Source organism: Brevibacillus panacihumi (genome assembly GCF_003710985.1).
Taxonomy (GTDB): Bacteria; Bacillota; Bacilli; order Brevibacillales; family Brevibacillaceae; genus Brevibacillus; species Brevibacillus panacihumi.
The window spans coordinates 14,374-31,567 of record NZ_RHHT01000077.1 but is presented as its reverse complement, the minus strand read 5'-3'; the positions used below and the strand labels follow the sequence as shown (position 1 = coordinate 31,567).

General features: G+C 53.7%; 13 protein-coding genes. 3 read left to right on the top strand and 10 right to left on the bottom strand.

Features of this window, described 5'->3' with window-relative positions:
* Positions 1-2: 2 nt before the first annotated feature.
* The 4 genes from EDM58_RS24420 to EDM58_RS24405 all read right to left on the bottom strand — a co-directional run bounded on the left by EDM58_RS24420 (position 3) and on the right by EDM58_RS24405 (position 5,303).
* Complete coding sequence (locus EDM58_RS24420; RefSeq protein ID WP_122915646.1) at positions 3-890, bottom strand: ABC transporter permease; 888 nt, start codon at positions 888-890, stop codon at positions 3-5.
* Positions 887-1,813 (bottom strand): ABC transporter ATP-binding protein, encoded by a 927-nt coding sequence (locus tag EDM58_RS24415; protein ID WP_122915645.1) that lies wholly within the window; start codon positions 1,811-1,813, stop codon positions 887-889. Before EDM58_RS24415 ends, EDM58_RS24420 begins: the two co-directional genes overlap by 4 nt.
* The gene (locus EDM58_RS24410; RefSeq protein WP_122915644.1) at positions 1,810-4,200 is read right to left on the bottom strand and encodes a DUF7408 domain-containing protein; all 2,391 of its coding nucleotides are present in this window, start codon (positions 4,198-4,200) and stop codon (positions 1,810-1,812) included. Before EDM58_RS24410 ends, EDM58_RS24415 begins: the two co-directional genes overlap by 4 nt.
* Positions 4,201-4,346: 146 nt before the next feature.
* Positions 4,347-5,303, bottom strand: a complete 957-nt coding sequence (locus EDM58_RS24405) for a proline dehydrogenase family protein (protein ID WP_122915643.1) — start codon at positions 5,301-5,303, stop codon at positions 4,347-4,349.
* 119 nt (positions 5,304-5,422) lie between these two features.
* Between EDM58_RS24405 and pdxR (EDM58_RS24400) the strand changes: the two genes are divergently transcribed.
* Complete coding sequence (gene pdxR, locus EDM58_RS24400; protein WP_122915642.1) at positions 5,423-6,832, top strand: MocR-like pyridoxine biosynthesis transcription factor PdxR; 1,410 nt, start codon at positions 5,423-5,425, stop codon at positions 6,830-6,832.
* On the opposite strand, the gene pdxR (EDM58_RS24395) is transcribed toward pdxR (EDM58_RS24400), so the two are convergent.
* Positions 6,829-8,250 (bottom strand): MocR-like pyridoxine biosynthesis transcription factor PdxR, encoded by a 1,422-nt coding sequence (pdxR, locus tag EDM58_RS24395; protein WP_122915641.1) that lies wholly within the window; start codon positions 8,248-8,250, stop codon positions 6,829-6,831. The genes pdxR (EDM58_RS24400) and pdxR (EDM58_RS24395) overlap by 4 nt on opposite strands.
* Positions 8,251-8,359: 109 nt before the next feature.
* Between pdxR (EDM58_RS24395) and EDM58_RS24390 the strand changes: the two genes are divergently transcribed.
* Positions 8,360-8,932 (top strand): GNAT family N-acetyltransferase, encoded by a 573-nt coding sequence (locus EDM58_RS24390; protein WP_122915640.1) that lies wholly within the window; start codon positions 8,360-8,362, stop codon positions 8,930-8,932.
* Positions 8,933-8,994: 62 nt separating this feature from the next.
* Here the strand turns inward: EDM58_RS24390 and EDM58_RS24385 are convergent, their stop codons facing one another.
* From EDM58_RS24385 to EDM58_RS24365, 5 genes are all read right to left on the bottom strand, one after another.
* Positions 8,995-9,474 (bottom strand): hypothetical protein, encoded by a 480-nt coding sequence (locus tag EDM58_RS24385; RefSeq protein ID WP_122915639.1) that lies wholly within the window; start codon positions 9,472-9,474, stop codon positions 8,995-8,997.
* Between the two features lie 50 nt (positions 9,475-9,524).
* On the bottom strand, positions 9,525-10,838 hold the full coding sequence (locus tag EDM58_RS24380; protein ID WP_122915638.1) for a ribonuclease H-like domain-containing protein: 1,314 nt from the start codon (positions 10,836-10,838) through the stop codon (positions 9,525-9,527).
* A complete protein-coding gene (locus EDM58_RS24375) occupies positions 10,828-13,110 on the bottom strand; it encodes a DEAD/DEAH box helicase (protein WP_122915659.1) in 2,283 nt (760 codons plus the stop codon). Before EDM58_RS24375 ends, EDM58_RS24380 begins: the two co-directional genes overlap by 11 nt.
* Positions 13,111-13,257: 147 nt before the next feature.
* Entirely contained in the window at positions 13,258-14,502 is a 1,245-nt protein-coding gene (locus tag EDM58_RS24370; RefSeq protein ID WP_122915637.1) for a hypothetical protein, read from the bottom strand.
* 65 nt (positions 14,503-14,567) lie between these two features.
* Entirely contained in the window at positions 14,568-15,557 is a 990-nt protein-coding gene (locus EDM58_RS24365) for a zinc-dependent alcohol dehydrogenase family protein (RefSeq protein WP_425455638.1), read from the bottom strand.
* 174 nt (positions 15,558-15,731) lie between these two features.
* On the opposite strand from EDM58_RS24365, the gene EDM58_RS24360 reads away from it, so the two are divergent.
* On the top strand, positions 15,732-17,165 hold the full coding sequence (locus EDM58_RS24360; protein WP_122915658.1) for a SulP family inorganic anion transporter: 1,434 nt from the start codon (positions 15,732-15,734) through the stop codon (positions 17,163-17,165).
* Positions 17,166-17,194 lie beyond the last annotated feature (29 nt).

Genomic DNA, 17,194 nt, shown 5'->3' with positions numbered 1-17,194 from the left:
GCTTATTGCTCCTTTTTCGCCGCCCTGAACAGACGCGGACGGACAGGTTGGATCAAGTAGATCGCCACCAGCAGAAAAATGATGGTGATAAGCCCGAGCAAGGCGCAGTAATACCAGTACGGATCGATCTTGTACAGCCAGGAGGAGCCGTAGCGGTTCCCGCGAGTCGCCGGACCTTCCTCAAAAATGTTCAGGATCGCAAACAGCGGATTGATGCTGTAGATCAGGTCGATCCAGTCCGTATTGCTGTTGTGTCCGATCACACCGGCGCGACGCTGGTAGCGGACAAACTGATTCAAAATTTCCACCAGCACCATGGTCCCGATCGAATAGCCGAAGACGACTGCGTAGCTGACAACAGTGGCTATTCCCGTCCGTTTGATCAATGTGGACAACAGCACGCCGACACTGCCGATGCCAAACATCGTGATGACGTATAAGCCGAATACCTTGACCACTTGCATCGGAGACACCCCGCCGTACAAAAAGACGATGGCGTACAACGGGATGGTGGCAAACACCAGAAACATCATGAAGCTCAGTGACGCCAGCCATTTTCCCAGAATCAGCCTGGTGGCGCTCACATTGGTGGTCAAAAGGATGCTGAGCGTCTGCCGTTCGCGCTCCCCGGAAATCGAGCCCGATGTAAGACCAGGCACGACAAACACGATCATCCCCAGCTGCAGGATCGACAGGATCATGAAGAGCTCCCTCGAATTGTCGGGATTGTAGTAAGTGCCTCCCTCTGTCTGCACATAAATGTAGAAAAGGGTGATCCCGCCCAAAACCATCAGGTAGAAGAACAGCATCCACGGTGAACGGACACTTCTCATCCGCATCTTCCATTCGTTGAACAAGACCGGGTTGTTCAAACGCTTCAGAACGTTCATGATCCCACCCCCTTCGTAATTTCCAAAAAGATTTCTTCGAGATCTCCCTGCTCTTCATTGAAAGCCGCAACTGGAAAGCCTGAGACCGCCAGATCGCGGAACAGCTCGACCTGTTGCTGGTCATCCCCCGTAAACCCGACGACAAGCCAATTGCCTTCGTGCGTAACCTGGGACACATTGGCCTTTTGCCGCAGATGGGACATCGCTTCCTCAAACCGATCCAGCAGACGGATGCGCAGGACCTTCGTTTCCTGCATCCGGGCATAGATTTCGTCTACCCGACCAAAGGCGACGAGATTGCCTTCTTCCACGATCCCGATCACATCGCACATCTCCGCCAGCTCTGGCAGGATGTGCGAGCTGATGATGATCGTTTTGCCCATGTTGCGCAGCTCTTTCAAAATTTCGCGCAGCTCGATCCGCGCCCTCGGGTCCAGGCCGGAAGCAGGTTCATCCAGAATCAGCACCTCCGGGTTGTGCACCAGGCAGCGGGCAAGTCCCAGTCGCTGCTTCATCCCGCGGGACAGGGAGTCTACGTAAGCATCACGCTTGTGGGAGAGATTGACGAGCTCCAGCAATTGCGGGATGATCTCTTTTCGCTCCGCCTGCGGAATATCGTAATTCGCCCCGTAAAAGTCCAGGTACTCTTCTGCTGTCAAATTATCGTAAACGCCGAAAAAGTCTGGCATGTAGCCGATCAGCTTGCGTACTTCCTTCGGCGACTTCGTGACCTCGTAGCCGCCGACGTACGCCTGCCCGCTTGTCGGCTCCAGCAGGGTCGCCAGAATGGACATCGTTGTAGACTTTCCCGCGCCGTTGGGGCCGACAAAGCCAAAAACGGTTCCTTTCTCAATCTCCAGCGTCAACCCTTTCAACGCTTCCATCTTGCCGTATCGCTTGCGCAGGTTCTTGATCTGAATCATGGGTTGACCACCTTCCCTTCCACGCTGACGAGCGGTCTGCCAATGTGGCGGTTGTCTTGGGAGTCGTGGGATACTCTGACCCGCAGAACCCCCTCGTCCGACACATAGCTTCCTGCTTTGTCCTGCCCCAGGACGCTGCCGGTGAATACCTTGTCATACGGATCGAAGCTGCCAGTCTTCCAGTTGTACACTTCCTTGGAGAAGAAGGCGTTGTCCTCCGACCAGATGAACAGATATAGTTTGTTGATCGCAAGCTTTGCTCCATTCGGGCGCAGATAGACATCAAAGGTAAGATCGCCTTTTTCCATGTAATAGCCGTTGGGCACCTCTTCCAGTCTGGCCGTGTTGCCCGATTTGACGATTTCAAATGAACCCGCCGGGAAAAAGACATCTCCGCCCGGGGAAGGCTTCATTTGCAAAGGAGCTGTGACTAATGTGATCCCTTCCGGCTTGGCAGAAGACCCCTCGACAGAGACCTCGGTGACTGCCTGATCAGCCCAGCCAATGATCTTCAGCGACGATGCCTGGCTGGGGTCGTATCGGTAATCATCGCGCTCCTCCAGCACCTGGATGATGTTGCCTTCACGCGTTTCGTACAGGGCGTTGCTATTGGTGTTGGCGGGAATAAGCCTACTCGCGATGCGGCGCATACCGCTTCTCCCTTGCATCAGCTGGGCAGAAGGCGAGAAACTCAAATCGACCTGGATTGTGCCGCCCGGCGCCAGTTCGCCAAAGTTCTGGACTTGGCTTCCTGCCATCACTCTGACGTCGCGCAGGGCAAATGCCGTCTCGTTGGTGACGGTCCCCTGCAGTTTTCCGTTGTTTAACGTCAGATTGGAGGTAAAACTGCCCGTATTCTCTATGTATTGCTGCGACACAGCATTTCGCATCGACCAAAACTCCACGTTGTGGAACCGCATCTCGGCGCGATCAGCATCCAGCCAAGCCCAGACATTGGCCTCCTCCTCAAAGCGCCTGCCGCTTGCATAGGGCTGTGCCAGACCCGCTCCGTGAATCGTCATGCGGTACTCCCCATTGAGCGGCACAAACATGGATGTGACCGCGCTTACCTTGGCCTTGCCATCGTTGTTCAACTCGACGATCCCCGCCTGATGGAGAAGAACCCCTGTCCCGCGCTGATAGGCTCCGAATGAAAAAATCCCCAAGCCGGTAATGACCGATAAGAGCGGGACGAGCACCCACATATAGCTTTGCTTTCTTTTGTACCGCAGGATAAAAAACAGCATAGGACCCGCAATCAACGCGTACAGCCCAAAGAACACGGCAAAACCGCTCACATCGGGCAATTTCAAGGATGGAATTTGTTCAGCCGCTCGCCTCAGAGACCACATGCCGTCCTGCAGCGTATCGTATTTTTCGGTGACAAGCGTGGAGCCAAATGCCTTTGGCAATACCTCTGCCCAAAACCGGCCGTTTCCTGCCCAACTGGCGATCGGCTCCTGCGCCAGATCATAGGCGACATAGAGTACCTTCCCTTGTCCGAAGGAACGGGAGACAAACAGCGGAATTCCTCCTTCTTCCGCGAGAACATTGCCTCCTCGTAGCGTTCCTGTGCTGACCGTGAACGGCGCTGTCAATTCCAGCACTCTGTCTTCCGCCTTCATGGCAGACAAGGATGTAAGCTGGGTCACCCCTGTCACTTCTACGGGCGACATGTCCTGCAGTGCTCCAGCCGTCTTTTTGTACTGGGGACCGCCTGCCAGTACCAGCATCCCGCCGAGGTCGGTCCAATCGCGTATCGCCTGAATTTGCTGACTGTTCAGTGTATCGAGAGCGTAGTTGTTCAGGATGAGCATGTCGACCATCTGCAGGTGAACGCCGGACGAGGGGACCAGCTCCTGCTTGAGCTGCACCACCTTGACATTTTTCGTCCAAATATCCCGAGGCATGACGCCGAGAAAGTTGGCTGTATCCGGATTATCCGCCATCACACCGACCATCAAGGTGTTTCCGCCATACCCTCTGCCGTAGACGCGTGTCTGGGCAACCATCTTCTCCCCCTGCATCAGCGACACGTAGGTATAGGATCTCATCATCTGGGCCGGAATCGTGATCGTGACTTGCTTGGTGCTTCCGCTCGCGACAGAAACGGGCTGAAAAAAGGCAACCCCTTCGCTTCGCTGGGAGGTGTCCCCCGAGTCTACGACCAAATCTCCTTCAATGTCTGGACCTGTGTTGGTAATCGTGACTTGTACCGGCACCAGTCCCGACTCTTTGTAATCTCCTTCAAAGCCTACCTTCGTCTCCAGCTTGACTGCGGTATTCGCCTGCTGCTCTGCCGATGAAATACCGGCAGGCAAAAGGGCGAAGATCAGCAAGCTGACGCTTAGTACAAAAAGCCAGTGCCTGGACTTTTTGATCTTCATTTTGACATACCCCCATAGACGGCCTTCTTGCTACCTTCATGTCCGTCTTTCTCATACAGATATAGACGTATTTGAAAGGAAAAAGCTACAAAAAAAGCCCGCCCTTTTCCAAAAAAAAAGGCAGGCGATCAAAAACAGCTTGATTTTCAATACCCGGGGGCTTGCAAGCGTTCGGGCTCCATCATATCAGCAACCGCCTGATGGACCTGAGGAGGATATTCCGCCAGGCGATGGCAGAGATAGAGAAACCACTCCTTCCCGTAAGTGAGATACAGCCGAACCGCTACCCCCTCTTCCCGCTTCTGCTTCGCCAGTTCGGGACGTACCCCGTAGAGGAGCTCCAACTCCGCATGCCGTTCTTGCAAGTATCCTCTTCGCTCCAGTTCATCGATCAAAAGCGAGTCGTGTGTCGCAAAAGAAACCTCGTGTCCTGCCTGTACACATTTCTCTGCCAGCATCAGATAGCGCTCGTTCAGTTCCATTGAACGTCCCAGGGCAACCTCCGGGGATTCCTTGAATGCGCCTTTTACCAGCCGAATTTTGCCCGGCAAACGCAACAGCCTGGTCACATCCTCCATCGTGCGGTGCTGTTGTACCTGCAGGGTGATCCCGACATTTTCCCGCTCGTTTGCGAGCTGCTCGTACACCTCGAGGATCGCGTCCGTCTTGGCAGCCTCCTCCATGCTGATCATGATCCCATGTCCTTGCCTCTTCGCCTCATCTGCCAATTCAGCTGCATAGGCAAAAGCCAGCTTGCGGTCGAGCAGCAATCCCACATGCGACAGGTCGAACGAAACGCCGATGGGGCGTTTGATCGTTCCGCACGCTTGGGTCAGCTGGAGCAGTTCGTCTTTGGCTTCACTGCAGGCTTCCGCATCTTGAGTGTTTTCCCCGATGTATTCGGCGGACAGGCGATATCCCAGACCCGTTAACTCATGAGCCCGTGCGAGCAGGTCTGTGCGCTTCTCTCCCGTTACGAATCGCTTCGCAGCGGAGAACAACAATTGGTAGATCGCGGGAGAATGCATCACCTCGTGCTTGATGGCTGGATTGCGCGCGACCGTGCGCAAGAATGTTGCTATATTTTGTTCCAAGTCTTGCATGGCATTTCCTCCCGTCATGGTGTTGGACTTCTTCGCATCACCATAACATGGTAAGCTAATCTCGATTAGAGCCAGTTAGGCACCTATTGCATAGAGCCACTTATACGGGAGGAACCTACATGCTGTACCTTGCGATTGACCGGGGGAAGTCACTTCCGCTGATCCGTCAGCTATATACCCAGTTGCGCTCCAAAATTCTGCAAGGGGAGCTGCTCGCCGGACAAAAGCTGCCTTCCACGCGCAAGCTGTCGGAAGAGTTGTGCATTTCCCGCAATGTCATCCTCGAAGCCTACGAGCAGCTGCTCGCGGAGGGCTATATCGAAGGTCGGCGAGGCTCGGGATACTACGTCGCGGCTGGCATGTACCTGGAACAGCAGGCGAGGCAGGAAGACTTGTCGATTTTCCCATCTGGCGAGGCCGAATCGCTTGGCAGCGACATCATTGATTTCCGCTCGGGTGTGCCTGCATTGGAGCACTTTCCGCGTACGGTATGGGGGAAAATCGTTCAGCGCGTCTGCCAGGAAGCGCCCCTCTCTGCCTTGGGCTACAACCGGCCCGAGGGACGCCTGGAGCTTCGCCAGATTTTGAGCCGCTATTTGTACCGTACGCGCGGAGTCTGCTGCGAGCCGGAACAGATCGTGATGACCTCCGGCGCTACACAGGCGCTTACCTTGATCGCCAAGGTTCTGTTGAAGCCAGGCAGCCGTGTGCTGATCGAAGACCCGATCACGCATGACATCCAGACCATCTTTCGCGCTGCTGGCGCTTCCCTGCATCCCGTCCCTGCAGATGCATCCGGTTTGCAGGTCGATCAGCTCCCCGATCCCGATGCGTGCCAACCAAGCTTTGTTTTTGCAACGCCCTCTCATCAATTTCCGTTGGGAGGAACCTTGCCGATTCAACGGCGCATTCAGTTGATCCAGTACGCCCGCGAAGCAGATTGCTATATTGTCGAGGACGATTACGACAGCGAGTTCCGTTACGACAGTCCGCCGATCAGTTCCTTGCAAGGTCTCGACGACCAACGCGTCATCTACGTCGGCTCGTTCAGCAAAATCCTCTCGCCGGGTTTGCGTTTGGGCTATCTCGTCCTGCCGCGGGAGCTGGTGCAGCGGTATCAGGAAGCGAAGTGGTTTTCTGACCTGCATACCCCTTCTCTCGACCAGCTCGCTCTGGGTCTTTTCATCGAGGAGGGGCATCTGGAGAAGTATGTGAATCGGGTCAAAAAGCTCTACAAAAAACGAAGAAAATGCCTGGTCGATGCACTTCACGAGGCTTTTGCAGATCGGGTGAGCATCTGGGGAGCGTCTGCCGGCCTGCACATCGTGGCTGCTTTTCCGGGGATTCGCTTCACACCTGCCCTGCTCGCCCAGATCAAAGATTGCGGTGTTCGCCTCTACCCCGTTGAAGAACATGCGATTGTACCGGGCAGACATGAAGAGAAAGTAATTCTAGGCTACGGCAACCTCTCTGAAGCCGAGATTCTCGCAGGTGTCGCGAAATTGAAGGATGTTCTTCAGCAAAACTAATGCAGCCAAGCGGCAGCCAAAGCCCGAACGCCCGGCTCGATCTTCTCCAGCGGAATACCGGCGAATCCGAGGAAGAATTCCTTGTGTGTCTCGGCAGGCGGCTGAATCCAGGTAAAGGAAGCCGGGGAAATGCGGACTTTCGCCTGGATCGCCAACTCTCTCATCTCCTGCTCGGTATATGGACTGTCGACGCGAAGCAGCAGGTGGAAGCCTGCGTCTTTGCCGTAGAGGACCGCCCTATCGCCAAAATGCTCGTGTACAGCCCGGATGCTTTCATCATGCTTCTTGCGATACAAGCTGCGCATTTTGCGCAAATGCTTCTCCAAAAGTCCCTTTTTCATAAAAGCCTCTAATGTGCGCTGGTGCAAACGCGACGCGGACTGCTCCAACAGCGTCTCGCTGACCAGCGCATAGTAGCGGTCTAACAAGCTCTCCGGCAGGACCATGTACCAGATGCACAGAGCAGGCGCAACGACCTGCGCGAAGCTCCCCATGTAGATGACGTTTGCCTTGGGAAGGAGCCCCTGCAAGGATGGGATCGGTCTGCCATGATAGCGGAATTCCCCGTCGTAATCGTCTTCGAGGATGTAGCCGTCCACTGTTTTTGCCCAGTCCAGCAGCTGCAATCGCTTGCTGATCGGCATGATCATGCCGCGCGGATATTGATGGGACGGGGAGACGACGGCCAGACGTGCTCCGCTTCGATGCAATTCCCCGATATCGATGCCGTCGTACTCAAGCGGGACGGGCTTGACTTCAAACCCGTGGTGAGTGAAGGTGCGCGCAAACAGCAAATACCCCGGATTCTCCACAGCGATCTGCGGGTACTCCGGCTTCAGGATCAGGCTGAGCAAGGACAACATCCCGAACTGATCAGACCCCACCACGACTTGATTGGGTGAACAGTCTACACCCCGATACTGATGCAGATACCTCGCGATTTGCTTGCGCAGTCCAGGCTCCCCCTGTGGATCGCCAAAAAACAGGTCATCCTGCTGCTCCAGCACGAGGGTCTGGTTGTACAGCCTGCGCCATTCGACGTAAGGAAACAAGGAAAAATCATTCCGGGACATATGAAAATCGTATTCGTATTGCCGAGAGTCGCGAAGCAGCGGACGCTCGATGACCGCAGCTGCGGCAGATTGACTCGCCAGTGGCTTTGCTTCCGGCTCCGGCAAATGCTCCACGTAATACCCGCTGCGGGGCCTGCTGGTGATAAAGCCCTCTGCCAGCAATTGCTGATAGGCCATCTCCACCGGGGTCGTGCTGAGACCCAGCAGATCCGCCAGTTTGCGGACAGACGGCAGACGGGTGTTTTCGGGAAGTTTGCCTTCCGCGATCTCTTTTTTCAGATACGCATACAATTGGGCGTACTGAGGTTCATTGCTGTTCGCTTCCCAGCCGGGAGTCAGCAGCATGATTCCTTCCCTCCAAACTGTCCTTTTCTTTTTTATAAAACTGCCCATTCACAAGTATACAGAAATTCGATAGCCTAGTGAAAACAAGATGAGAAGGAAGGAAACACCCATGTCACAACAGGAACAAGCTCTGACACCCGTGCGCTTTTTGGAAGGGGAGCGCGTCTACCTGCGCCCCGTCGGGATGGAAGATGTGGAAGTCTACTATCAGATGCTATTTAATTCGGATGCTCGCCGTTTGACCGGAACGCAGAAAGCATTTACACGGGAGGAAATCTCGGCGTATATCGAAAGCAAAAGAAATGACTCCTCCAGCGTGCTGCTGCTGATCGCCCTGCGCGAAAACGACCAGGTGATCGGCGATGTGCAGATCGGCGGGATCGATCGCAACAACCGCAACGCCTATATCCGCATCGCGATCGATTCCAGCAAGTTCCAAGGCAAGGGCTATGGCAGCGAGGCGATGCTTCTCATGCTGGATTACGGCTTTGGCATCCTCAACCTGCATCGGATCGAGCTGAATGTGTTTGCCTACAATGCCAGGGCCATACACACTTACGAAAAGCTGGGATTCCAGCGTGAGGGCGTCCAGCGTCAGGCTTTGTATTACAATCATGAGTACCACGATTCGATTCTCATGTCGATGTTGGCGGATGAGTACCGCGAGCGGTATGTAAAGTAAGAAGCGAATAATGATAAAAAAGCGACAAGGTTGGCTCGAAAGCCAGGCTTGTCGCTTTTGTCCTATTTTTTGATGCTTACGGATTCAAAATAGAGATGCTTCTTTTCATCCTCCTGAATATCGGGGTGCATCTCGAGAAACCATTCCTCCTGCAAAAACTCCTCCTTGAAGATATTCGGTCTCCAAAAAGAGAGGCCAAGGGCAGGAAACATGTACATGTATCCCACTTCCCAATCATCCCGGTCGTAGGGCGAGATCTCGTCGACTTTTGCCACCAGCTCTTCTGCCTTGGTGTTGAATACGTCCATTCCTCTGAAAGAACACGTAAAGAAGTCTTTCAAGCTGGACGGGATTTCGATGAAATGGACCCGCTCATCCTCGTCGTATTTCACCATGAATACATGTTCAAAATAGTTTTTTGAATAGCTGGGTTTCCTATACTTCGCCGTATATTCCTGGATGCACGCTTCTACCTCCTGCCTGCTCATGCCAAGCTCGATAGTTCCGATGCCTTTGCCTGGCTCAATGATCAGTGGGTCCATCGATCATTTCTCCTCTCCAATTGCTTCTGTTTTCCCTTTGTTCATCAGGACTAGTCAAAAAACAGGCTCCCCATCTCATCCTCTTCCTCGGCAATTCCGCTCAGCTTCCCCTCCAGGCGTGCAATCCGCTTTTCGTAAGCCTGCGCCTCTGCCCTCGTTTTTTGCCGCAACAGAGTGGCCCGCTGCTTCCATTGATCATACGCTTTTTTGGTGTAAAACAATGCCTTTTCCCAGTCCTTGAACTGATGCTCGCACAGCTTTGCCGCTTCGATGTAAACCTCTTCCGGGACGAAACGGGTTCCTTGCATGCAGGACTCCCAAACAAGCAGTGCCTGGGAAAAATCCTTTTGCTTTTTATAAAGCTGCCCCAATGCCAGCTTCGCCCGGACATTCCAGGAATGCTCGCTGTTGGCTACGATTGCATATGCCTTCATCGCCGCTTCCTGGTCGCCCAATGCGTCGTACCAGCGGGCAATGGCAAAGCGTTCCTCGTGGGATACCTGTTCCTGCTCGTGCCAAAGGATCAGCCGGGTAATATGGGTGTACAGCGTGATCAGCGACAGGACGTCCAGCTCGTTGTGGCGCAGAACACCTTCGATCACGGACGGGTCCTGGCTATGGAGAAAATCGAAGTAACGGATCGGGGCGAGAAAACCCGGCAGGTCGTCTTCGCGGGTGACCTGAAGCTTTTCCTGTTCGATCAAGGAGAGGCGGCAGGATTCCAGCTCGTCCTTCCACAAGCGTCTTGCCCCGTGCAAAAGGTCCAGGTGGCCAAAGGTCGGCAAGGCAGACACCTGGTCGCGTATCAAGGTATGCCGCGTCTTTACCTGCGGCCAGTCGAAAGATTTTCCGTTAAAGGTGACGAGGTGCGAGGACTTTTGTGCCTGCTCTAAAAACGAGTGGTACAGGGTCACTTCCGCGTGCGGTCCAGGCAGAAAATGCTGGCGCATGACTACCTCGTCACCTTCGAGACGGCTGTAGCCGAGCAAGAATACCGTATTGCCCGCACCGCCGGAAAGACCCGTCGTCTCCGTATCGAAAAAGAGCAGGTCTTCCGCTTTACGGCCAGCCGAAGACAGCGGATGCTGCCTGCCCGATGCTTCCCAGGCGGCAATCGCCTCGTGCAGCTGGGCAAAGGTATAGGAGCCGTGCTGGTGGGTTACGGGATAGCGCACCTCGCGCAGCATGACGTGCTCCCCGTCCCAGACGTAGGGCTTCGCCTGCAATTCCTGCCACTGCCGGGCGAACGGGATGTCGGCGGCAGATGGCTCCTGTTCGCTTTCCCGCGGCACCTCCTGCTTCTGCTGATCACTTTCCTTGACGAGATGCCCCTTCATCCGCTGCAGCTTGGATTTAAGAGACATAGGTGCTTCCCCCTTGGGCGACGCGCAGCAGGGTCATGGCCAATTCCTTGCTGCCGTCATCCGCGGCCCCGACACAAGACGGACAGCCGGATTCACACGGACAAGACGTAATCAATTGCTCTGCCTGCAGCAGAATCGTCTCCATTTCCTTGTACACCTGCTCGCTCAGCCCAATGCCGCCGGGATAACGGTCGTAGAGGAAAATCGTCGGCTGCTGGGAGTGAACAGCTTTTCGCTGCGGGATAACATGCAAATCCATCGGGTCGCACATGACGAACAACGGCGCCACGTGCTGCAGGACATGCGCCAGCCCGACCAGGCCGCGCTCCACATCCTCCGTTCCGATGGTTTCCAGCAGGCTGTTGGAAAAGCTGATCCAGGCTGCATTGGTATGCAGTTCTTCCTCGGGCAGATGGATGGGGCCGGAGCCTATATTTTCATGCGTCTCGAACTTGATCTTTTTAAATATGGTCGCCATCGCGTGCACGGAAACCTCTCCGTAGGCAAAGGCCGTCTCAGCGTGACTCCGCGTCTGGTCTTCCTCCAGCACCTTGAGCTGGACGGCGAGATTGGCATCGGTGTAGTAATCGACCTGCACCTCGCGCACATACGCCTTCTTTTCCTCGTAATCCAGCTTCTCGACCTGGTACTGTGTCCCCTGGTGCAGATAGATGGCCTCGTCGTGCAAGAGGGTCATGGAGCTGAAACGGTCCATTTCCCCGATAACCCGCTCGTTGCCGCGCTCGCTGATGTCGATGATGACCACGTTTTCCTGGGAGGCGGAGCGCAGGCTGATGTTGTGCGCAGGGAACGAATCATTCATCCAGAACCATTTTCCGCGGGAAAAATGCAAAACCTGCTCCTCCGTGAGGAATTCCAGAATCTCCATGATCTCTGCGCTGCCGAAGCGATCTCCTTCCTTGAAGGGAAGCTCGTAGGCAGCGCATTTGAGATGGTCGACGAGGATGATCAGGTTGTCCGGGTTGATCCGCGCCGTCTCCGGGCTGCGGTCGAAGAAATACTCCGGATGGCCGATCACATATTGGTCGAGCGGTGTGGAGCTGCCGACCATGACGACGACAGACTCGCCTTGCCGTCTTCCCGCTCTCCCCGCTTGCTGCCAGGTGCTGGCGACAGAGCCTGGATACCCCGTGATGACGCACACCTGCAGCTGCCCGATGTCGACGCCCAGCTCCAGCGCATTGGTGCTGACCACGCCCATGATCTCGCCGCTGCGCAGACCGCGCTCGATCTCCCGCCGCTGGCTCGGCAAATAGCCGCCGCGATAGCCCTGGATCTTCTTGGGGCCGAGCTTGCGCTTGATGAGTTCTTGCAGATATGTAAGCAAAATCTCCACCCGGACGCGGCTTCGCGCAAACAGGATGGTCTGGATGCCGTTCGCAAGGAACTGCTCCGTAATGTCACGCGCCTCCAGCGTTGCGCTGCGTCGGATGTTGAGCTGCCGGTTCACCACCGGGGGATTGTAGAACAGGAAGTGCTTGGTCCCGGCTGGCGCGCCGTTGTTGTCCACGAGCTCCACATGCTCCTCCGTCAACTGTTCCGCCAGCTCGCGCGGATTGGCGATCGTCGCAGAGGTGCAGATAAACTGCGGCTGACTGCCGTAAAAGGCGCAGATCCGCTTCAGCCTGCGGATGACATTGGCGACGTGGCTGCCAAAGACTCCGCGATAGGTATGCAATTCGTCGATGACGACATATTTCAAATGCTCAAAGAAGGACACCCACTTGGTGTGATGCGGCAAGATCGCGGAATGCAGCATATCCGGGTTGGTGATGACGATATTGCCTGCTTTTCGCACCGTTTGCCTAATTTGGGCCGGTGTGTCTCCATCGTAGGTCTCAGATTTGATCGACAGACCCATTTCATTGATTAGCTCGTGCAGCTCGCTTTTCTGGTCCTGAGCCAATGCTTTGGTGGGAAAGAGATAGAGGGCACGCGCCTGGGTATCCTCAGACAAGGTCTGCAGGACAGGCAGATGGTAGCACATGCTTTTTCCCGAAGCCGTCGGCGTGACTGCTACGATGCTTTTGCCCGCCATGACATGGCGAAACGAGGTCTCCTGATGCGTATACAACGCCGGGATTCCCCTTCTTATGAGTGCATCTTGTATGCGTTGGTCCAGTCCCGCCGGAAACGGCACGCTTTTGGCCTCCCGACTGGGAATGGTTCTCCAGTGAACAATATTTCGGGCGAAACGCTCCTCTGTTTTGAGATAATCCAGGATTTCGCCGATCTGTTTTTTTCTGATCATTTCCATCACCCGCTTTCTGTTATTGTACGAATGGATGTTCGGGATGTAAATGGAGAAAAATGCTTGAGCGCGAAAAGCTCCCGCATTGGTCCCTGGTGAGGGCGTTGGGGAGCTGAGTATGACATTTTTACGCTTGAAGATTGCTGCCTATTTGCTTGAAAATTTTTCGAAATATCGATCCAAGTAATAGGTAACACCCTCCAAAAATTCCAGAAAGGTATCGTGATCTGTATAAGTAAACCTCATACCATCACGATAAAACTGCGGATTATTCCGATTCCTGTGAACGAATTCATTCAATGTGAGTTCATCATCTCCTTCGTTCATTATAATCTTAACCCCGGTTGTCCCAGCAAAATGTTCAAACGTAACGGAACCCCTCTCTCTTTTGTAGATCAGTTTTCCGCCAAACATTATCGGGTTATCTTCATATTCAATTCGAAATCCTTTCTCTTCAAGATACGGGGTTATGATTTTCTGATAGACCGCATTCACATCGAATTGTTCGATCTGGTTGTCATGCAGCCATTTGTGGCCAAGATCGACAAACACATCCCGGATTTCTACCAGCACCGCTCTCAATTGATCCTCGTCTTCATAAGGCATATCACTTCTGTACTGTCTGCGTACCACCCAAAACATGTCGATATATCTCACAGTAGGTGAGTACAAGCTGGCTGAAATTTTGCCATTATCGGAAGCATCCAAGTAAATTCCGTACGTATAGCCGTGTTCATCTTTTCTCGTAAACGCAAACCGTTTCCGGTCGGACATGCTTTCATCAAGAAAATAACCAACTTGATTAAATGAATCTTGTAGTATTTCAAAAATGATCTTCTTTACCGGGATGATCTTCTTGCTCCCAGGAAAAAATCGAGCCTCTAAATCATTCAATCTATCATCACTGTCAGTCGACAGGTATGCATAAGAAATCCACTCTATTTTCTCGATGGCAAAGGCTTTCTTAAACAGCTCGACACCACCAAAGATTTCGTCCAAATGATCGTAAAAATGTTTGACCCACCGTCTGAAGATCATGTAAGCCTCTGGGTTTACACACGCTTTGTACAGAGCAGCTTCGCCATGGTTGTGTATATGGATCGATGATTCCTCGTAATTTACGAAGCATTCGCTTTCCAACCGGCCGCGATGAAAGAGCGAATACCCCCAGCCATGATCCACACAATCAAAAAAATAAAGTGCTGATGTATCGAGAGCAAGTGACATATTCTGTGCGGTTTGTTCAGCAATCTCCATGTCGTTTTCCACAATGACAGCCTGCCAGTCCGGATTTGCTGGAAACAAGTAGCTGCTTGATTGGCTTTTTTCAAGAAAATGGGCGATAGGTTCCTGGTTTCCTTTAACTAACGTGGCGAATGTAAATTGGCTCATGCCGGAAAGCTCCTTTCACGCGCATCTTGAACGAAGCGCCTGTTCTCATGAGTGAATCTATACGCCTAACCTGACAAAAAAACCTTCCCTATGTTCCTTCCTGATGATTCCGCGACTTGTACAGCCTCCCCCACCTGGTTCAGGTCAAAATAGGCTGACGGGGTCCGAAATGCCAGCCGTTGCTCCCGGACGAGCTCCATCAAGACATGGAACGTATCCTGCCACTTTTGTACGGAAGCCTGCTCATTCCAATGCCGCAGATGAAACAGCTTCACATGCACCCCCGTATTTCGGGTCACTTCCGCCCAATTGACAGGCTGTCCGGACAAAAGTCCAATCGTTACGAGGCTTCCGCCAGGCTGCACCATAGACGCCAGTTCGGAGCCATCCTGTCCCCCGATAGAATCGATGGCTGCTTTGGCTCCCTTGCCGTGGGTCATGTCCTTCACGATGGAGTGGACAGGCATCTCGACCGTGTTGATCACATGTGCTGCGCCAAGCTGGAGGAGTTCTTCCGTATAGTGATTGTTCCGGGTCAGCGCAACGAGCTTGAAGCCGAGAATTCGCGCCAACTGGGCAAAGATGCGTCCAATGGCCGACCCGCCTGCATTGACGAGCAGAACATCATCCGGCTGCAAAGCCAGCACCTCTGTACTAAGGATCCAGGCTGTCAGCGGATTGATGTAGAGTTGGGCGGCGATATAGTCCCCAAGGAAATCGGGCACCGGAACAGCCAACTCTGCAGATGTCTTTACAAGCTCCTGCCAGGTTCCCTCCCCGCGCAAAGGCAGGACGCGTCGGCCGATCCATTGTGTCGAAACGGACGGTCCGACCTCCACGACCACTCCTACTCCCTCATAGCCAGGAATCGATGGCAGGGGAATCCGATGCGCATAGGCCCCCCGAATCGGCAGCAGGTCAGAGGGGTTGATCGGACGGTGAATCATTTGGACAAGAAGCTCCCCGCTCTTTGGTGGCTCTATTCGTTTTCTTATGACTTGCAGAACCTTCTGCGGATCTCCGAATTCTTGGAACTGTATGCTGATGGACTCCAACATAGTCAACTCCTTTGCTGTTTTTTAGCACATTTGGAAACATTTATTCTAGATAAACGAGAGTACCTTTTGTATAATTGATCTCTGTAAAAAACGGCCCCGACTTTTCTGAAAGGGGAAAGTCAAAAATCCATCAAGAAACGAGGTACAATATTGAACATTCAACAACTGAAAATGGATTGGTTCTCCAACGTGCGAGGTGATGTGCTGTCCGGGATGACAGTAGCGCTTGCTTTGATTCCCGAGGCGATCGCTTTTTCCATCATTGCCGGTGTTGATCCGATGGTCGGGCTGTACGCTTCTTTTTGCATTGCGGTGGTGATCGCTTTTGCAGGGGGACGTCCCGGCATGATCTCGGCTGCTACGGGAGCCATGGCTCTGGTCATGGTGACATTGGTCAAGGATCACGGGCTGGAGTATCTGCTGGCAGCGACCGTGCTGACGGGAATTCTGCAATTCCTGATGGGCGTATGCAAGATCGGGAAGCTGATTACCTTCGTGCCGCACCCCGTCATGCTCGGATTCGTCAACGCCTTGGCGATCCTCATCTTTATGGCGCAATTGCCCCATTTTGCAGGAGCATCTTGGATGATGTATGCCATGGTAATCGGCACCCTGGCGCTCATCTATATCCTGCCGCGTTTTACCAAGGCGCTTCCAGCCGCACTCGTCGCCATCATCGTCATGACGGTTATTTCGATTTTGGGCGGTCTTGATCTACGAACGGTTGGCGACATGGGACAGATTACGCGCTCCCTGCCGCTGTTCCATCTGCCGCAGATTCCGGTCAATCTGGAGACGCTTATGATCATTTTACCTTATTCCTTTACGCTTGCCCTCGTCGGCATTCTGGAATCTTTGCTGACAGCCTCCCTGATCGATGAAATGACGGATACGCGAAGCAATAAAAACCGGGAAGTAAAGGGGCAAGGGCTAGCCAATATCGTCACGGGTTTTTTCGGAGGAATGGCGGGCTGCGCTATGATCGGCCAGTCGGTGATCAATGTAAAGTCTGGCGGACGCGGACGCTTGTCCACCTTCGTGGCGGGAAGCTTTCTGCTGTTTCTGATCATGGTTCTGGGTGATGTCGTCCAGCAGATCCCGATGGCAGCACTGGTCGGCGTGATGATCATGGTTTCGGTCGGAACCTTCAACTGGCAGTCTCTGAGAGACTTGCGCAAGGTTCCTTTCAGCGATTCCCTCGTCATGGTAACCACCGTCGCGATTGTCGTCGCCACACATGATTTGGCCAAAGGCGTCATTGCGGGTGTCATCATGAGCGCCTTGATCTTTGGTTGGAAAATGGCACGTCTAAAAGCCGTAACCTCCTTCACCACTGACGGGGTAAAAGTATATGCGATCTCAGGGCAGCTGTTTTTTGGGACCATGACGCATTTTGTCAATGAATTCGACTACCAGGCAGACCCCGAGGAGATTGTCATCGACTTCAGCCACTCTCATGTCTGGGACCACTCCGCCGTAACCGGCATCGCCAAAGTGGTTCATAAATACCAGCAACTGGGTAAAAAGGTACGCGTCGAAGGATTGAATGAAGAAAGCAAGTGGCTCGTGGACCGGATCGGGATTAGCGCACCGTCCGGGCATTAAAATAGGAAGAAAAAAGCATTCAGATGGCA

Coding starts and splice junctions, on each gene's coding strand:
- EDM58_RS24410 (WP_122915644.1), bottom strand. CDS start 4,200: ATGAAGATCAAAAAGTCCAGGCACTGGCTTTTTGTACTAAGCGTCAGC.
- EDM58_RS24405 (WP_122915643.1), bottom strand. CDS start 5,303: ATGCAAGACTTGGAACAAAATATAGCAACATTCTTGCGCACGGTCGCG.
- EDM58_RS24385 (WP_122915639.1), bottom strand. CDS start 9,474: ATGGACCCACTGATCATTGAGCCAGGCAAAGGCATCGGAACTATCGAG.
- EDM58_RS24420 (WP_122915646.1), bottom strand. CDS start 890: ATGAACGTTCTGAAGCGTTTGAACAACCCGGTCTTGTTCAACGAATGG.
- EDM58_RS24360 (WP_122915658.1), top strand. CDS start 15,732: ATGGATTGGTTCTCCAACGTGCGAGGTGATGTGCTGTCCGGGATGACA.
- EDM58_RS24380 (WP_122915638.1), bottom strand. CDS start 10,838: ATGTCTCTTAAATCCAAGCTGCAGCGGATGAAGGGGCATCTCGTCAAG.
- EDM58_RS24370 (WP_122915637.1), bottom strand. CDS start 14,502: ATGAGCCAATTTACATTCGCCACGTTAGTTAAAGGAAACCAGGAACCT.
- EDM58_RS24390 (WP_122915640.1), top strand. CDS start 8,360: ATGTCACAACAGGAACAAGCTCTGACACCCGTGCGCTTTTTGGAAGGG.
- EDM58_RS24375 (WP_122915659.1), bottom strand. CDS start 13,110: ATGATCAGAAAAAAACAGATCGGCGAAATCCTGGATTATCTCAAAACA.
- pdxR (WP_122915641.1), bottom strand. CDS start 8,250: ATGCTGCTGACTCCCGGCTGGGAAGCGAACAGCAATGAACCTCAGTAC.
- pdxR (WP_122915642.1), top strand. CDS start 5,423: ATGCTGTACCTTGCGATTGACCGGGGGAAGTCACTTCCGCTGATCCGT.
- EDM58_RS24415 (WP_122915645.1), bottom strand. CDS start 1,813: ATGATTCAGATCAAGAACCTGCGCAAGCGATACGGCAAGATGGAAGCG.